Annotated in this window: 14 protein-coding genes; 6 read left to right on the top strand and 8 right to left on the bottom strand. The window is 66.8% G+C overall.

What is annotated here, in order from left to right; translation table 11 throughout:
* Positions 1-96: 96 nt before the first annotated feature.
* The 4 genes from GPA22_RS16900 to hyfB all read right to left on the bottom strand — a co-directional run bounded on the left by GPA22_RS16900 (position 97) and on the right by hyfB (position 5,323).
* Entirely contained in the window at positions 97-1,551 is a 1,455-nt protein-coding gene (locus GPA22_RS16900; RefSeq protein WP_169257225.1) for a hydrogenase 4 subunit F, read from the bottom strand.
* Entirely contained in the window at positions 1,551-2,210 is a 660-nt protein-coding gene (locus tag GPA22_RS16895; RefSeq protein WP_169257224.1) for a formate hydrogenlyase, read from the bottom strand. Before GPA22_RS16895 ends, GPA22_RS16900 begins: the two co-directional genes overlap by 1 nt.
* A gap of 90 nt (positions 2,211-2,300) precedes the next feature.
* The gene (locus GPA22_RS16890; RefSeq protein WP_169257223.1) at positions 2,301-3,248 is read right to left on the bottom strand and encodes a respiratory chain complex I subunit 1 family protein; all 948 of its coding nucleotides are present in this window, start codon (positions 3,246-3,248) and stop codon (positions 2,301-2,303) included.
* Positions 3,245-5,323, bottom strand: coding sequence for a hydrogenase 4 subunit B (hyfB, locus tag GPA22_RS16885; RefSeq protein WP_246264470.1), 2,079 nt, complete (start codon positions 5,321-5,323; stop codon positions 3,245-3,247). Before hyfB ends, GPA22_RS16890 begins: the two co-directional genes overlap by 4 nt.
* Positions 5,324-5,506: 183 nt before the next feature.
* Here hyfB and GPA22_RS16880 point away from each other — a divergent pair, with 183 nt between their 5' ends.
* The gene (locus tag GPA22_RS16880) at positions 5,507-5,692 is read left to right on the top strand and encodes a CopG family transcriptional regulator (RefSeq protein ID WP_121427864.1); all 186 of its coding nucleotides are present in this window, start codon (positions 5,507-5,509) and stop codon (positions 5,690-5,692) included.
* 59 nt (positions 5,693-5,751) lie between these two features.
* Here GPA22_RS16880 and GPA22_RS16875 read toward each other — a convergent pair whose 3' ends face one another.
* Together GPA22_RS16875 and GPA22_RS16870 are read right to left on the bottom strand one after the other, a co-directional pair.
* On the bottom strand, positions 5,752-6,600 hold the full coding sequence (locus GPA22_RS16875; protein WP_169257222.1) for a UDP-2,3-diacylglucosamine diphosphatase: 849 nt from the start codon (positions 6,598-6,600) through the stop codon (positions 5,752-5,754).
* Positions 6,600-7,826 carry a glycosyltransferase family 4 protein gene (locus GPA22_RS16870; protein WP_169257221.1) on the bottom strand — a complete coding sequence of 409 codons (1,227 nt, stop codon included), beginning with the start codon at positions 7,824-7,826 and terminating at the stop codon, positions 6,600-6,602. Before GPA22_RS16870 ends, GPA22_RS16875 begins: the two co-directional genes overlap by 1 nt.
* A 94-nt stretch (positions 7,827-7,920) precedes the next feature.
* Between GPA22_RS16870 and GPA22_RS16865 the strand changes: the two genes are divergently transcribed.
* The 4 genes from GPA22_RS16865 to GPA22_RS16850 all read left to right on the top strand — a co-directional run bounded on the left by GPA22_RS16865 (position 7,921) and on the right by GPA22_RS16850 (position 11,490).
* Positions 7,921-8,178: a DUF3862 domain-containing protein gene (locus GPA22_RS16865; RefSeq protein ID WP_169257220.1), complete on the top strand. Its 258-nt coding sequence runs from the start codon at positions 7,921-7,923 to the stop codon at positions 8,176-8,178.
* A gap of 206 nt (positions 8,179-8,384) precedes the next feature.
* A complete protein-coding gene (locus GPA22_RS16860; RefSeq protein WP_169257219.1) occupies positions 8,385-9,587 on the top strand; it encodes a cation:proton antiporter in 1,203 nt (400 codons plus the stop codon).
* Positions 9,584-10,711 (top strand): YbdK family carboxylate-amine ligase, encoded by a 1,128-nt coding sequence (locus GPA22_RS16855; protein WP_169257218.1) that lies wholly within the window; start codon positions 9,584-9,586, stop codon positions 10,709-10,711. The genes GPA22_RS16860 and GPA22_RS16855 overlap by 4 nt, the downstream gene beginning before the upstream one ends.
* A complete protein-coding gene (locus GPA22_RS16850) occupies positions 10,708-11,490 on the top strand; it encodes a gamma-glutamyl-gamma-aminobutyrate hydrolase family protein (protein WP_169257217.1) in 783 nt (260 codons plus the stop codon). The genes GPA22_RS16855 and GPA22_RS16850 overlap by 4 nt, the downstream gene beginning before the upstream one ends.
* Positions 11,491-11,509: 19 nt before the next feature.
* Here the strand turns inward: GPA22_RS16850 and GPA22_RS16845 are convergent, their stop codons facing one another.
* Positions 11,510-12,439: a DMT family transporter gene (locus GPA22_RS16845; protein ID WP_169257216.1), complete on the bottom strand. Its 930-nt coding sequence runs from the start codon at positions 12,437-12,439 to the stop codon at positions 11,510-11,512.
* 308 nt (positions 12,440-12,747) lie between these two features.
* Between GPA22_RS16845 and GPA22_RS16840 the strand changes: the two genes are divergently transcribed.
* Entirely contained in the window at positions 12,748-13,950 is a 1,203-nt protein-coding gene (locus GPA22_RS16840; RefSeq protein WP_169257215.1) for an ammonium transporter, read from the top strand.
* Between the two features lie 516 nt (positions 13,951-14,466).
* On the opposite strand, the gene GPA22_RS16835 is transcribed toward GPA22_RS16840, so the two are convergent.
* Positions 14,467-15,645, bottom strand: coding sequence for a class I SAM-dependent methyltransferase (locus tag GPA22_RS16835; RefSeq protein WP_169257214.1), 1,179 nt, complete (start codon positions 15,643-15,645; stop codon positions 14,467-14,469).
* Between the last annotated feature and the right edge of the window lie 76 nt (positions 15,646-15,721).

The following is a 15,721-nucleotide window of genomic DNA, read 5'->3' as shown; positions in this document are numbered from 1 at the left end:
GGGGAATTCGCGAAGCACGGCTTCGCGCCCGCCGAACGGGCCGGCTGTGCGCAGCCGGCCCTCCACGAAACCTGTGAGCGTGGGGGTAGTTGCACTCTAGCCTCCTATCATCTGCGCCGCCTGCCGATACCAGCCTTCAAGATAGGGCGGGACGTACAGCCCCAGCATCAGCGCGAGCCCGAGATGGACGAACACCGGCAGCAGCGCCGGCGGGTGGGCGAGCGGGCGCAGCGAGGTCTCGCCGAACACCATCGGCTGCACGCGCCCGAAGATCGCCGCGAACGCCACGCCGAGCGCGACGAGCAGGAAAGGCGTGGCCCACGGCGCCTCGCGCATCGCCGTCGTCAGGACCAGGAACTCGCTCGCGAACACGCCGAAGGGCGGCATGCCGAGAATCGCCAGCGAGCCGAGCATGAGTCCCCAGCCGACCGTCGGATTCACCTTCAGCAAGCCGCGGATGTCCTCCATCGCCTGCGAACCGGCCTTCTGCGCGGCGTGGCCGACGGCGAAGAAGATCGCCGACTTCACCAGCGCATGCACGGTCATGTGCAGCAGCCCGGCAAAATTCGCGATCGGGCCGCCCAGGCCGAACGCGAAGGTCATCAAGCCCATGTGCTCGATCGACGAATACGCGAACATGCGCTTGACGTCGCGCTGGCGCGACAGGAAGAAAGCCGCGACGACCACGGTGACGAGGCCGAAGCCGATCATCATGCGCCCCGGCAGGCCGTTCGCAAGCGCCCCGTCCGCCAGCACCTTGCAGCGCAGCAAGGCATACAGCGCGACGTTCAGCAGCAGCCCCGACAGCACCGCCGAGATCGGCGTCGGGCCCTCCGCGTGCGCGTCGGGCAGCCAGTTATGCACCGGCACGAGGCCCACCTTGGTGCCATAGCCGAGTAGCAGGAACACGAAGGCGAGCGACAGGGTGCCGGGATCGAGCAGGTGCTTGGATTGCGCGAGGTGGGTCCACAGCAGCGCCCCCTCGCCGCCCCCGATCGCGCGCTCGGCCGCGAGGTAGAGCAGGATCGTCCCGAACAGCGCCTGCGCGATGCCCACGCCACACAGGATGAAGTACTTCCACGCCGCCTCCAGGCTCGCCGCGGTGCGATACACCGACACCAGCAGCACGGTCGTCAGCGTCGCCGCCTCCATCGCCACCCACAGGATGCCGAGGTTGTTGGTCGTCAGCGCGACCAGCATCATGCCGTTGAAGAGCTGGTACATGCTGTGGAAGAGCCGCATGCGCCCCGGCGTCATCTTGCCGTGGTCGCGCTCGATGCGCATGTAGGGCCGCGAGAACAGCGAAGTCGTGAAGCCGACGAAGGCGGTCAGCGTCACCAGGAAGACGTTGAGCGGATCGACGAAGAACCACTCGCCCCACACCATGAGCGGCCCGTCGCGCACGACGATCACCGTGAGCCACACGGACGCCGCCAATGTCAGCAGGCTCATCGCGGCGTTCAGCTCCCCTGCCCGCTCGCGGTCGCCCCACAGCGCGAGCAGCACGCCGCCCAGCAGCGGAGTCGCGAGAACGAGGAGGAGCGGATCCATCAGTCTTCCTTCAGCTTTTCGAGATGGCGGATGTCCAGGCTGTCGAACTGCTCGCGGATCTGGAACATGAACACGCCGAGGATCAGGATGCCGACCAGCACGTCGAACGCGATACCCAGCTCGACGATCATCGGCATGCCGCTGGTCGCCGCGGTGGCCGCGAAGAACAGGCCGTTCTCCATCGACAGGAAGCCGATCACCTGCGGCACCGCCTTCGCGCGCACGATCATCATCAGGAAGGACAACAGCACGCAGGCGAGCGCGATCCCCAGCGTGCCGCGCGCGATCGAGGTGGACAGGCCGGCGATCGGTGCGGCGAGGTTGAAGGCGAAGATCACCAGCACGATGCCGATCAGCATCGTCGTCGGAATGTTGAACAGCGTCTCGACGTCCCAGCGCACATTCAGGCGCCGGATCACCCGGTGCAGCAGGATCGGGATCAGGATCACCTTCAGCACGAAGGTCAGCACCGCGGAAAAGTACAAGTGGTGCTGGCCCGTGAGATAGCCGACGATCAAGGTCGCCGCTGCCAGCGCCGCGCCCTGCAGCGTGAACAGGTGGATCAGCGTCAGGATGCGGCGCTGCGCGATCATCGCGAACGCGAGCACGAGCAGCACGACGGCGAAGAGATTGATCGACTGGGAGAGGAGCGTGTTCATCAACGCCTCCGACGGGCCGCCCCTAGGAGGGCGTTCGCCCCCCGGGGGGGCAGCGAAGTGGCTATAGCCGCGAGCGTGGGGGCTGTCATCTCAGGCTCCGAGCAGCACATGCACCAGCAGCGCGATCACCGCGAGCAGGAAGGCCGTCGCGAGGAACTCCGGCACGCGGAAGAGCCGCATCTTCGCGTTGATCGTCTCGATCAGCGCCAGCAGCACGCCGCCGACCGCGAGCTTCACCACCAGCATCGGAATCGCGAACACGATCGCCAGCGGCGTGCCGGCCTCCGCGACACCCCACGGCACGAACAGCGCCAGCCCGATGCAGGAATACGCGAACAGCTTCAGCGACGCCGCCCACTCGACCAGTGCCAGATGGCGCCCCGAGTATTCCAGGATCAGCGCCTCGTGGATCATCGTCAGCTCGAGGTGGGTCGCCGGGTTGTCGACCGGCACGCGCGCGTTCTCCGCCAGCGACACCATCGTGAACGCGACACCCGCGACCGCGAGGCTCGGGTAGATCGCGAAGGGCTGGTGCGCGAGCGTCTCGACGATGTTCGCGAGCGAAGTCGAGCGCGTGATGAGCGAGGCCGAGAACAGCACCATCAGCAGCGCCGGCTCGGCGAGGAAGCCGATCAGCATCTCGCGCCGCGCGCCCAGCGTGCCGAAGGAAGTGCCGATATCCATCGCCGCAAGCGAGATGAACACCCGCGCCAGCGCGAACAGGCCGACCAGGGCGATCGCGTCGGCCGCGGGCGCGAGCGGCAGGTCGGTCGACAGCGTCGGCGCGATGCCGCACGCCAGCGCCATGCAGCCGAACATGATGTAGGGCGCGACGCGAAATAGCGGCGTCGCGTGCTCGGCGACGACCGATTCCTTGTTGAACAGCTTGTGCAGCACTCGGTAGGGCTGCAACAGGCCCGGCGCGCGCCGGCCCTGCAGCCATGCACGCCACTGATTCACCCACCCCGTCAGCAAGGGGGCCAGCGCGAGCGCGAGCGCCACGGCGAGCAACTGTGCGAACAGGCCGGCGATGCTCATGCTTTCACCACCACCAGCAGCAGGACCATCAGGGTCACGAAGCTGTACAGCAGGTAGATCGCGATGCGCCCCTGCTGCAGCCGCCCGATGCCGCGCGCGATGCGCGAGGTGAGACCGGCGACCGGCAGATACAGCCAGTGCCAGAAATGGTCCTCGATCGTGACGCTGTAACGCGGCTTCGCGTCGAAGGGCGACGGCAGCTCGCGCCGCATGCGGAAGAAGGGTTCGAAGATCTGGCGGATCGGTTGACCGAAGCCCTCCGCCGTATCCTGCATGCGCGGCGTCTGCGCCGGATAGCCGCAATCCCACGCCGGCGCACGGCGCAGGCGCCCGTGATAGAGCTTGCGCACCAGCACCACCGCGAGCAGCACCGCGACGCTGACCACCAGCAGGAATACCAGCGGGCTGTAGCTCGCGCGATCGGGCGAACTCGGCGCCAGCAGCAGCCAGCCGTTCGCGCGCACCGTGTCGGCAATGCCGCCGCCCACCAGGAGCTGCGTGACCCGGTCGATCAGGTCGATCAGTTGCGCCGGGAAGAGCCCCAGCAGCACGCAGCCCGCCCCGAGCCAGACGAGACCCGCGCGCTCGAGCGGCGAGGACGGATGCGCGTGGGCAAGCTTGGGCTCGCGCGGCTGGCCGAGGAAGATCACGCCGTAGAACTTCACCATCGTGTAGCCGGCGAGCGCTGCCACCAGCGCGATGCCCGCCGCAAGCACCGGCACGAACATGTTGAGGAAGGAATCCGGCAGGCCCGTCGTGAACAGGAAGCTCTGCAGCAGCAGCCATTCCGAGACGAAGCCGGAGAACGGCGGCAGCCCCGAACTCGCCAGCACGCCGACGAGCGACAGCCAGGCCACCCAGGGCATGCGCCGCATCAGGCCGCCGAGCTTGCCCAGGCTGCGCTCGCCGGTCGAGTGCAGCACCGAGCCGGTCGCAAGGAACAGCAGGCTCTTGAAGAGGGCATGGGCGACGACGTGGTACAGCGCCGCAGTGAGCGCCAGCGCCGAAAGCGCCTTCATGCCGTAGGCGTTGAACAGCACGCCGAGGCCGATACCGACGAAGAGCAGGCCGATGTTCTCGATCGACGAATAGGCGAGCAGGCGCTTCATGTCGGTCTGCACCGCGCTGAACACGACCCCGTACAGCGCCGTCGCGAGGCCGACGGCCATGAGCAGCACACCCCACCACCACTGCTGCGCGCCGAGCAGGTCGAAGCTCACGCGCAGCAGGCCGTAGATCGCCGTTTTCAGCATCACGGCACTCATCAGCGCGGACACCGGCGACGGCGCCGCCGGGTGGGCCTCCGGCAGCCACACGTGCAGCGGCAGGATGCCCGCCTTCGCGCCGAAACCGAGCGTCGCGAGGAGGAAGGCGGCCGATCCCCACAGCGGCGACAGCGACTGCGCGCGCATGTTGGCGAAGGTGTAGTCGCCCGTGTTCGCCTGCAGCACGCCGAAGCACAGCAGGATCGCGATCGCGCCGATGTGCGCGATCAGCAGGTAAAGGAAGCCCGCCTCGCGGATCGCCGGCACGCGGTGGTTCGCGGTGACGAGAAAGAACGACGACAAGGCCATCGTTTCCCACATCACCATGAAGGCGTAGGCGTCGTCGGCGAGCACGACGAGCGCCATGCTGGCGAGGAAGATGTGGTATTCGAGGCACATCAGCCCCGGCGGCGTGCCCTCGCCGTGGCGGAAGTAGCCTGCGGCGAAGACCGAGATGCCGAAGGCGGCCACGCCGATCACGAGCAGGAAGAAGGCCGACAGCCCGTCCAGACGCAGGTGGAAAGGCAGTCCGGGCAGGCCCAGCGCGAGCACCGCGGTTTCCGGCGAGCCGGGCAACGCGGCGGCGGCGAACCCCGCGAGCGCGGCCGCGAGCAAGGCGCCGGCCGGAAACAGCACGCGGGCGACGAACGCGGTGTTGCGCAACGCCGCGATCCCGGCGAACCCCAGCGCGAACCAGCCCGCGACGACGATCAGGATCCAGTCGAGAACCAGCACGCCCCCTCCCCCGATGTCAGCGCCGACGGCCGCCCACAGCGGCGCGGCGAACCGGGCGCCCGTCCGACGGAGCATGCGCCCGCGGGAGGCCGCGCACCTTCGGACGGTGTCATGCAGCAACCGAGAACCGCTTCCCTTTCGCCCACCGGCCGGACTCCCTGAGTGCGCCATTGCGTTTGCATTTTTTGCACACTACATTAATACCGATGCCGCCTTCAATGTTAATTTGATGTTAATCACCGTGACCGGTGACGCGAGATGAAAGAGAATCGAACTGCCCGCCTGACCTTGCTGATCGACCCGGAAAAGAAGCGACTCTTCGAGGAGATCTGCGCCAGCAAGGATCTGACGCCCTCACAGGTCGTTCGGCGGCTGATCCGCCAGTACGTGCAGGAGAACGCCGGCAACCGCACGCTGCCGGAGTGGCTGAAGGACAACGACTGAACGCTGCCGGCCGGCAGCGTTCCCGGGCGGGCCGCCGGCAATGCCGCTGAAGCGCCCGGTCAGGGCATGCGCCGGCTGATCCCGGAAGATGCCGCCGGATCGGCCATGCGGGCCGTCGCCAGCCCCGGCAGGTCGGCGCGGTCGAACACCGGCTGCGCCGCGCCGTATGCACGCGGCACGCCCCAGCGCACCACTTCCATGCGCCCGTCGAGATGCTCGACGATCGCGGTGCAGCTATCCACCCAGTCGCCGCAGTTCAGATAGCGCACACCCTCGATCTGCGTGTCGGCGGCCCAGTGGATGTGGCCGCAGATCACGCCGTCCACGCCCTTGCGATGCGCCGCGTGGGCGATCGACGCCTCGAAGTCGAAGATGAAATTCACCGCACGCTTCACCTTCTGCTTCGCATAGCCCGCCAGCGACCAGTAGCCCGGCCGGCGCAGCACCCGGCGCACGCGCGACAGCCACAGGTTGATGCGCACCAGGGTGTTGTAGGCGACGTCGCCCAGCACCGCGACCCAGCGGTGGTGGCGCGTGACCTGGTCGTATTCGTCGCCATGCACGAGCCAGTAGCGGCGTCCGTCGGCCGTCTCATGCACCCATTCCGCCTCGACGCGGATGTCGCCGAACCCGATCCCCGAGTACTCGCGCAGCGCCTCGTCGTGGTTGCCGGGGATGAAGAACACCTTGCATCCCCCGCGCGCGCGCCGCAGCACCTTCTGCACCACGGTGTTCTGCGCCACGCTCCAGTGGATGCCGCGGTTCATCGCCCAGAAGTCGATGATGTCGCCCACCATGTAGAGGTAGTCCGACGGATGTTCGCGCAGGAAATCGAGCAGCCGGTCGGCCTGGCACGCACGGGTGCCGAGATGAATGTCGGAGATGAATACGGAACGTACCTGGGGCATCAGCGCACCGTTGCCTTGATGGAGAACATGTCGGGAAGCGCCGCCTGCGCTTCATCCACGACGCGCTGCAGCGCGCTCGCGAAGCGGTCGTGGATGCGCTCCCAATCCAGCGATTCGCTGCGCCGGCGCGCCGCCGCGGCGAGCCGCGCGCGCAAGCCGGCGTCCGACGCGGCGAGCACCGATTCGGCGACGAAGGCCGCCGCCGCGCCCGGCTTCACGAGGAGGCCGTCGCAGCCGCCGGAGATCACTTCGGACGCTGCCGCGTGATCGTAGGCGACGACGCACAGGCCGCAGGCCATCGCCTCCAGCGTGACATTGCCCCAGGTCTCCGACAGGCTGGGGAACAGGAACAGATCGCCCGACGCGTAGTGCGTAGCCAGGTCCTCGCCGCGGCGCGCGCCGGCGAACACGACGTCAGGGTTGCCTTCCTGCAGCGATTTGCGCATCGGCCCGTCGCCGACGATGACCAGCCGTGCGTTCGGATCCTGCCGACGGATCGCGGCGAAGGCCTCCAGCACCAGGGGCAGGTTCTTCTCCGGCGCCACGCGCCCGACCCACACCACGACCAGCTCGTCCGCGGCGACGCCCCATTCCCTGCGCAGCGCCGCGCTGCGGCGCGTCGGGCTGAAGAGCTCGGTATCCACGCCGCGCGCCACCACGTCGACCGAGCGGTAGCCGCGCGCCCGCAACGCCTGCGCCATCGCGCGCGTCGGCACGAAGGTCACCGCGGTGCGGTTGTGCATGCGCTTGAGCCACGCGGCGACGGGGCGTTCCAGCCAGCCGACGCCGTAGTGCGTGCTGTAGCTGTCGAAGTTGGTGTGGAAGTCCGACGTCACCGGAATGCCCAGGCGCGTCGCCGCCGACACCGCCGACCAGCCCAGCGGGCCTTCGGTCGCCACATGCACGACGTCCGGCCGGTGGCGCGACCACAGGCGGTGGAGCCGCGTGCGCGCCGGCAGCCCGAAGCGCAATCCCTCGTACCTGGGGATCTTCATCCCGTGCGCCAGCACTTCCTCGAAGCCCGGGCCGTCGGCCGCCCGCTCGGACGAGGCCTGGCGCGGGCGCACGAGCTGCACGTGGTGCCCGCGCGCGATCAGGCCGTCGACCATCCGGCCCAGTGTCATCGCGACACCATTGATCTCGGGTGCCCAGGTCTCCGTCACCAGCGCGATGCGCAGGCTCGGTCGCAGGCAGCGTTCTTCGGTCACGAAATCCACGTCTTTCATGAACCCGAACGCTAACCGCCGGAAACGAAAAACTCGTGACCGATGGATTAAGCTTCAGTTACATGCCATTCCACCTTCCGGACCAACGATAACGATGAAACCCGCAACCCTTCTCAGCCTCGCCGCCTTCGCCTGCATGCTGGGCGCCTGCACCAAGCTCACGGTCGAGAATTACGACCAGCTCAGGATGGGCATGACCTATAACGAAGTGAAGCAGCTGCTCGGTACCCCGGACAAATGCAGCGACGTGCTCGCACTGAAGAGCTGCACCTGGGGCAACGAGGCGCGCTACGTGCAGGTGAATTTCGTCGCCGACCAGGTCGTGCTGTTCAACTCGTCCAACCTGCGCTGAGCGCCCGTGAAGAAATCGTTCACACGTTGCGGGCGCGGCGCGCACTTACCATGACGTATCCGGACACGTGCAGTTACATTTGCACCAATGAATATTTCTGAAATATTATCAAGCCTCTCCGTTCGTCTCCATCCACCCGGATAAATCGCTCCCCCCGCGCTGTCGGAGGGGACAGAACACCACACCGGTATCGGAGGACTCCCCTGATGGATCAGCTGATCTGGCCTGCCTGGCCGCTGCCGCTTGGCGCCCTTTTACCCGTTGCCGTGGCCCTCGTGCTGACCGCCCTCGCCGGCGAAGCAGGCCGGCGCATCGGCCTGCCGCGCGTGAGCGGCTATGCCCTCGCCGGCATCGTGCTCGGCCCGCTCGCACTGGGCTGGTTCGACACCAACGACCTCGCGAGCTACCGCCTCGTCGTCGACTTCACCATTGCGCTGATCCTGTTCGAGCTCGGCATCCGGCTGGACCTGCGCTGGCTGGTGACGAACCGCTGGGTGGTCGCGGCGAGCGCCGGCGAGATGGCCCTGACCTTCGTGCTGACCTACGGCGCGCTGTCGCTCGTCGGCACCGGCACCGACGTCGCCCTGGCCGTCGCCGCCATTGCCGTCGGCACATCGCCGGTAATCCTCACGCACGTGACCGACGAGCTGCGCGCCGCCGGCCCGACCACCGATCGCCTGCTCGCGCTGTGCGCCCTCAATGTCGCGGTGTCGCTGATCCTGCTCAAGCTCCTCGTCGGCGTCCTGCACAGCGTGCATGCGGGCTGGCAGCTCGCGCTGCTCCACCCCCTGTACCTGCTGCTCGGCCCGCTGCTCGCCGGCGCGCTCATCGCCGCGGCCTACCTCGGGCTGCGCAGGCTGGTCGACCCGAACTCGGAACAAGGGCTGGCCGCCCTGATCGCGCTGCTGCTGGCCGCCATCGCCCTGCTCTCGGCCTTGCGCCTGCCGACCTTGCTCGCGCCGCTCATCGCCGGCGCGTTCATCAAGTGGTACGACCCGCGCCCGCACCTGTGGCCACAGCAGATCGGTACCGTCGGCGGCGTGCTGGTGATCGTCACCTTCATGCTGTCGGGTGCGGCGGTCAGCGCGGGGGAACTCTTCGCCGGCGCCGGCGTCGGTCTCCTTGCCGTTCTGGTGCGCGCGCTCGCCAAACTCGGCGGCGCGATGGCCTTCGGTCCGGTAAGCGGGCTCGACCTGCGCAAGAGCCTCGCGCTCGGTGTCGGCCTGATGCCCCTGTCGATCCTCGCGCTCCTGCAGGCGGAAGACGTGCGTCTCCTGTATCCGGAGTTCGGCGACCGCCTGCTGCCGATCGTCGTCGCAATGGTCGTCGTCCTGGGACTGCTGGGCCCGATCGCAACCCGACGGGCGCTGGTCCGCGTCCGCGAACACCGCCGCGGAGATCAATCATGAGCCTGGAAACCTTTGCCTCCTCGCGCGCCCTGTCGCTGGGCGTCGAACTCGAGATGCAGCTCGTCAGCACGCACGACTACGACCTCGCCGCCTCGGCCGAGGACCTGCTGCGCGTGATGGCCCGCAAGGATGTGCCGGGCGACGTCAAACCCGAGATGACCTGCTCGATGATCGAAGTGTCGACCGGCATCTGCAACGACTACGCCCAGGTCGCCGAAGAGCTCGAAGCCCTGCGCGCCGCCCTCACGGCCGCCGCACGCAAGCTCAACATCGGCATCTGCGGCGGCGGCACCCATGCCTTCCAGGACTGGAGCGAACGCCGCATCTTCGACAAGCCGCGTTTTCACTATCTCTCCGACCTGTACGGCTATCTCGCCAAGCAGTTCACGGTGTTCGGCCAGCACGTGCATATCGGCTGTCCCGGCCCCGACGCCGCGCTCTACCTGCTGCACGGCATGTCGCGCTACATCCCGCACCTGATCGCGCTGTCGGCCTCCTCGCCCTACGTGCAGGGCAAGGACACCGGTTTCGAGTCGGCGCGCCTCAACTCGGTGTTCGCCTTCCCGCTGTCGGGCCGCGCCCCCTTCGTCGAGAGCTGGAGCGAGTTCGAGGCCTATTTCGCCAAGATGAGCGACACCGGCGTCGTCCAGAGCATGAAGGACTTCTACTGGGACATCCGTCCCAAGCCGGAGTACGGCACCATCGAGGTGCGCGTGATGGACACGCCGCTCACCGTCAGCCGCGCCGCCGCAATCGCCGCCTACATCCAGGCCATCGCCCGCTACCTGATGATCGAGCGCCCCATCCGGCTCTCGGAAGACGACTACCTCGTCTACACCTTCAATCGCTTCCAGGCCTGCCGCTTCGGCTTCGCCGGCGCCTACGTGCACCCGGAAACGCACGAACAGCGCTCCGTCGCGGATGAAATCGAAGCCAGCTTCGCACGCATCGAACAGCACGCCATCGAGCTCGGCTGCGACGAGGTACTCGGCGAGTTGCTGAAGCAGGTGCGCGAGCGCCGCAACGACACCGCCTGGCTGCGCGAGCGGCATGGCGCGGGCATGTCCTTGCCCGAACTCGTGATGGATCAATGCGCGCGCTGGATGGGAGGAGGCGCGATGTGAGCAAGGCGCCGCTGCGGATCGGCCTGTCGGCCCGCCTGCTGCACACGCCGCCGGCGGAGCTCGGCTTTCCGGGCAAGAGCCTGCAGTACCTCGAACAGTCGATGGCGCACTGGATCATGTCGCACGGCGCGCTCGTGCTCATGGTGCCGACGATCGGGCAGCACCTCGGCCTGCGCCGGGCGCAGATTTCGGTGCACGACTACGTCCGCGCGCTCGACGGGCTGGTGCTGCAGGGCGGCGCGGACGTCAGCCCCACCACCTACCGGCAGGAACCCCTGCGCCCCGAATGGACCGGCGACCGCATCCGCGACCTGTACGAGATCGAGCTGTTGTGGGAGTTCGTGATCCAGGGCAAGCCCGTGCTGGGCGTGTGCCGGGGCGCCCAGCTCATCAACGTCGCCTGCGGCGGCACGCTGTGGCAGGACATTTCCGAATACATTCCCGGCGCCGGCCCGCACCGCGACGCCGACCTTTACGACCAGCACCACCACGCGATCGATTTCGTCGACGGCAGCCGCCTCGCCACGCTCTACAAGGGCACGGGCGGCCGCGTGAACAGCATCCACCATCAGGCCGTGCGCGCCCTCGGCTCCGACCTGCGCATCGAGGCCCGTTCGCGCGGCGACGATGTCATCGAAGCGATCCGCTGGCAGGGCAACGGCTACCTGTTCGGCTGCCAGTGGCACCCGGAATTCCACGGCGGCGGGGGCGATCTCCTCGACGGCAGCCCCATCCTGCAGGATTTTCTCGACGCGGCCGAACGCGCCCGCGGCGCCTGAGCGGGCGGCGGCGCTCCGCCTATCCCCTTCCGCGCCCTGCGACAGCGGCACGCTTCGCCGCCACGCCATTGCGCCCGCGCATCGAAATCGCGCTGATCGCCAGCAGCGCCACCGCGATGCACGTCATGCCCCAGGATTCGGTCGTGCTCGGCCGCTCGCCCAGTTCGATCCAGCCGCTCAGCACGCCTACCGCCGGCACCGCCAGCGATGACAGCCCCGCGAGTCCCGCCGGCAGGCGATCGAGGACGAACAGCCACATCAGCCACGCCAGCCCCGTCGCGAACAGCGCGTTGTACACCAGCGCCCCGATGAAATAGGGCGTCATCTGCGGCGGCTCGGACGGCAGCACCCACGCGAGCACGCACAGCACCAGCGAACCGAACAGCATCTGCCACGCCGTCAGCGACAGCAGGTCGACCTCGACGTTGCCACGCAACCGCTTCGCCCATACGGCGCTCGCCGCCCACACCAGCCCGGCAATCACCGCCATCAGCGTGCTCTGCGTGTCCCCACCCAGCCTCCAGGGCTCGAGGATCAGCACCAGGCCCACCAATGCCAGCCCCACGGCCAGCCATTGCGAGCCGCGCACCCGCTCGCCGAGGAAGGCGTGCGCCAGCGGCAGCAGCCAGAACGGCATCGTATAGACCAGCACCGCGGTCTTGCCCGCGCCGCCGCTCACCAGCGCCCACTGGATCAGGCCCGTAAACGCCGCCGTCTGCAGCAGACCCAGCCACAGCGTGCCCCCCAGCGCGACCGGGCGCAGCGGGCGGCGGCGCAGCACGAGCACCGCAAACAGCGCGAGCGAACCGAGGAAGGTGCGCAGCGCGGAAAAATCGAAGGGATCGACGTAGCGCATCACCTTCTTCATCACCACCCAGTTGTAGCCCCAGATGATGGACAGGAGCAGCATCACACCCGCCGCGCCCAGCAGTTTCCGATCTCGACTCATTGGCAATTCCAGGCGCCGGGCGCCGTACAAAGGGCAATTCTACTTTTTTGTATGCAATTCATGCTGATATTGTGGACCATTCAGTAGCACTCACGCCCCATTTTGTTGCACGGCGGCGCACCACCACGAGTCCCGACACCACCGATTTCGCACCATTGTCGTGCGCAAACGCACGGCCATGCACCACCAACGGGAGGCTTACGCACCATCCGGCCGCATCGGATTCCTAAACAATTGAATTTACGTAACTACTTTTTCCGGCACAGCGGTTGCTTCACCGCGACGATCACGCCACCCGGAGCACATTTATGGAGCAGTTCAAAACATCCACCGACGTCCTGTTCGTCTTGCTCGGCGCCATTATGGTGCTCGCCATGCACGCCGGCTTCGCCTTCCTCGAAGTCGGCACCGTGCGCAAGAAGAACCAGGTCAACGCCCTCGTGAAGATCCTCAGCGACTTCGCCGTGTCGACGCTGGCCTATTTCGTCATCGGCTACTCCATCGCCTACGGCAACGGCTTCTTCGTCAACGCCGAGCAGCTCGCCGCCAACTCCGGCTACGAACTGGTGAAGTTCTTCTTCCTGCTCACCTTCGCCGCCGCCATTCCCGCGATCATCTCCGGCGGCATCGCCGAGCGCGCGCGCTTCGTCCCGCAGCTCGTCGCCACCTTCGTCATCGTCGGCCTCCTCTACCCCTTCTTCGAAGGCATCGTGTGGAACGGCAACCTCGGCCTGCAGGACTGGGTGGAAGGCGCGTTCGGCGCGAAATTCCACGACTTCGCCGGCAGCATCGTCGTGCATGCCTTCGGCGGCTGGATCGCGCTCCCCGCCGTGTTGCTGCTCGGCGCGCGGCGCGGCCGCTACCACAAGAACGGCCAGATGTCGGCGCACCCGCCGTCGAGCATCCCCTTCCTCGCGCTGGGTGCCTGGATCCTCGCCGTGGGCTGGTTCGGCTTCAACGTCATGAGCGCCCAGCGCCTCGACGCCATCAACGGCCTCGTGGCCCTCAATTCCCTCATGGCGATGATCGGCGGCACGCTCGCCGCGCTCGCAGCGGGGAAGAACGACCCCGGCTTCGTCCATAACGGCCCCCTCGCCGGCCTCGTCGCGGTGTGCGCCGGCTCCGACCTGATGCACCCGCTTGGTGCACTCGTCGTCGGCGCCATCGCCGGCGTGCTCTTCGTGCACCTCTTCACCATCGCGCAAAACCGCTGGAAGATCGACGACGTTCTCGGCGTGTGGCCCCTGCACGGCCTGTGCGGCGCCTGGGGCGGCATCGCCGCCGGCATCTTCGGCACCAAGGCCCTCGGCGGCATCGGCGGCGTCAGCTTCGGCGCGCAGCTTGTCGGCACCCTCGGCGGCATCGCGACCGCACTCGCGGGCGGCGCCCTGGTCTATGGCCTGATCCGCGCAACGCTGGGCCTGCGCCTCGACCCCGAGGAAGAATTCGCCGGCGCCGACCTGTCCATCCACAAGATTTCGGCGACCGCCGAGCGCGAGACGTCGTGGTGATGTGAGTGAAACGATCTGGTCGGGCTGTCGGAACCGATCAAGATGGCGCGACGGGGGTCGCGCCATCTTTTTGCCCGACTCGAGGACTGCTCGACGTCAACGACCAGAACGAACGGTCAGGTCGGACAAATGGAAACGTCGTAGAACGGCCTCCTGCACCCCTTGTCCTGCCATGTCCGTAAGCGACAGCTCGTCTGCGGCGGGCGGACGACCGAGTCCGACCCACTGCAGCCAGTCGAGCCGTCGGGGGTGAAACGGCAGGTAACCGAGCTGACCGGTCGCACGTTACGGCTACTCACGGACAGCAGGCCGGCATTATATGGAGCTACAGACAAAGCCAATCTTGAATCACCTCCGCAGTTTCAAAGTAAGGTATCTGTCCGGAAATCCCCGTTCTTCCGCAGGCGGGCGCGTTGTTGGATCGTTGTCGCTCCTTGATTAGCGGAACAGGCGACTGAATCGCCCCGGGCAGCCGACGCTCACCAAAGACCAACCAACAACAGTGCAACAAATGTTCTAAAGTCGGTCACGCATATCTTGCAAGGTAAAGCCAGACAATGGCTGATCGATCCCCAGGCTAAGTCCAAGCACCTTGAAACGCTCACCCATCTCACTGGGCAAAGTGAGCCGTTTGACCGCCTGGATCAGTTCCATATGGGCAACAACATCATCGATATCCGCGGCCGCCACCAGATCATCCAAGCCGTTGCCCATCAGAAAAAAGGCTTGGGTGCTAAAGCCGGTCACCGCAAACCCGGCCGCCAGCGCCGCCTCGGCCACAGCGGAAAAATCGACATGGGCGGTGATATCCTGCAGCCCCGGGTAGACCATGGGGTCCGGGTGGGCACGGTGCCGATAGTGGCACATCAGGGTGCCGCGGCTACGCTCAGGATGATAATACTCTGCCCGGCTGTAGCCATAATCGATCAACAACACAGCCCCGGCGTCAACCGCCTTTGCCAGCTCCTGCAGCCAGGCGGGCGCCCGCAGATTGATCTCTGATTCGTAGTCTGCGCCCGCCTTTCCCAATTGGGTGGCTACAGCGGCTGCCGCCTCGACAAACCCCGGACTCACCGGCCTGTCCCATACCAGCGCCAACCCCTCATCCCGGGACGTCACAAACTGCTCTTTGATCGCCCCCTGCTCCAGCCTGAAACGGTGCACCGGCATCGCATCCAACAACTCATTGGCAACCACCACACCGCGAAACCCAGCCTCGGGCAGGGTATCCAGCCAGCGTACCCGGTCAACCAAGGTGGGGACCTTGGTCTGCAGCATCTCACATTGCCGTGCCCGCAGGTCCGGGCTCAACTCCAGAATCAGATAGGCCTCCGGTAACTGGCCCAGTTGCTCCAGCTCGGCCAGCAGATCGGCGGCCAATACACCAGAACCGGCCCCCACCTCAAGCAGATAGCCACCGCCCACCAGTGCCAGCACCTGCCGACACTGGCGGGCCACGCATTTGGCAAACAGGGACGAGATCTCCGGCGAGGTAATAAAATCCCCGCCAGGACCAAATTTACGCGAACCCGCCGTGTAATAACCCAGACCGGGCTGATACAAGGCCATCTCCATATACTGGTCAAACGGCAACCGCCCGCCCTGGTCAGCGATCGCTCGCCGCACCTGCTCAATGAGTAGCAGACTTTGCGCCTGGGCATCGGCGGCGGGTTCTGGTAGCTGCGAGGCCCCCATCTGGGCTGCCCGGGGTAGCATATGTCTGCTCAAGGAAGAATAGAAGGATAAAGGATAGGAAATCCAATGCCACTTT

Source organism: Aromatoleum toluvorans (assembly GCF_012910905.1).
In the GTDB taxonomy this organism is placed as follows: Bacteria; Pseudomonadota; Gammaproteobacteria; order Burkholderiales; family Rhodocyclaceae; genus Aromatoleum; species Aromatoleum toluvorans.
Note: the sequence above shows the minus strand (reverse complement) of the source record. Positions and strands in the feature narration are given on the sequence as shown.

Excerpts from the sequence above, each read along its gene's own strand:
- GPA22_RS16900 (WP_169257225.1), bottom strand. The coding sequence starts at position 1,551 with ATGGATCCGCTCCTCCTCGTTCTCGCGACTCCGCTGCTGGGCGGCGTG.
- GPA22_RS16895 (WP_169257224.1), bottom strand. The coding sequence starts at position 2,210 with ATGAACACGCTCCTCTCCCAGTCGATCAATCTCTTCGCCGTCGTGCTG.
- GPA22_RS16890 (WP_169257223.1), bottom strand. The coding sequence starts at position 3,248 with ATGAGCATCGCCGGCCTGTTCGCACAGTTGCTCGCCGTGGCGCTCGCG.
- hyfB (WP_246264470.1), bottom strand. The coding sequence starts at position 5,323 with ATGCTCCGTCGGACGGGCGCCCGGTTCGCCGCGCCGCTGTGGGCGGCC.
- GPA22_RS16880 (WP_121427864.1), top strand. The coding sequence starts at position 5,507 with ATGAAAGAGAATCGAACTGCCCGCCTGACCTTGCTGATCGACCCGGAA.
- GPA22_RS16875 (WP_169257222.1), bottom strand. The coding sequence starts at position 6,600 with ATGCCCCAGGTACGTTCCGTATTCATCTCCGACATTCATCTCGGCACC.
- GPA22_RS16870 (WP_169257221.1), bottom strand. The coding sequence starts at position 7,826 with ATGAAAGACGTGGATTTCGTGACCGAAGAACGCTGCCTGCGACCGAGC.
- GPA22_RS16865 (WP_169257220.1), top strand. The coding sequence starts at position 7,921 with ATGAAACCCGCAACCCTTCTCAGCCTCGCCGCCTTCGCCTGCATGCTG.
- GPA22_RS16860 (WP_169257219.1), top strand. The coding sequence starts at position 8,385 with ATGGATCAGCTGATCTGGCCTGCCTGGCCGCTGCCGCTTGGCGCCCTT.
- GPA22_RS16855 (WP_169257218.1), top strand. The coding sequence starts at position 9,584 with ATGAGCCTGGAAACCTTTGCCTCCTCGCGCGCCCTGTCGCTGGGCGTC.
- GPA22_RS16845 (WP_169257216.1), bottom strand. The coding sequence starts at position 12,439 with ATGAGTCGAGATCGGAAACTGCTGGGCGCGGCGGGTGTGATGCTGCTC.
- GPA22_RS16840 (WP_169257215.1), top strand. The coding sequence starts at position 12,748 with ATGGAGCAGTTCAAAACATCCACCGACGTCCTGTTCGTCTTGCTCGGC.
- GPA22_RS16835 (WP_169257214.1), bottom strand. The coding sequence starts at position 15,645 with ATGGGGGCCTCGCAGCTACCAGAACCCGCCGCCGATGCCCAGGCGCAA.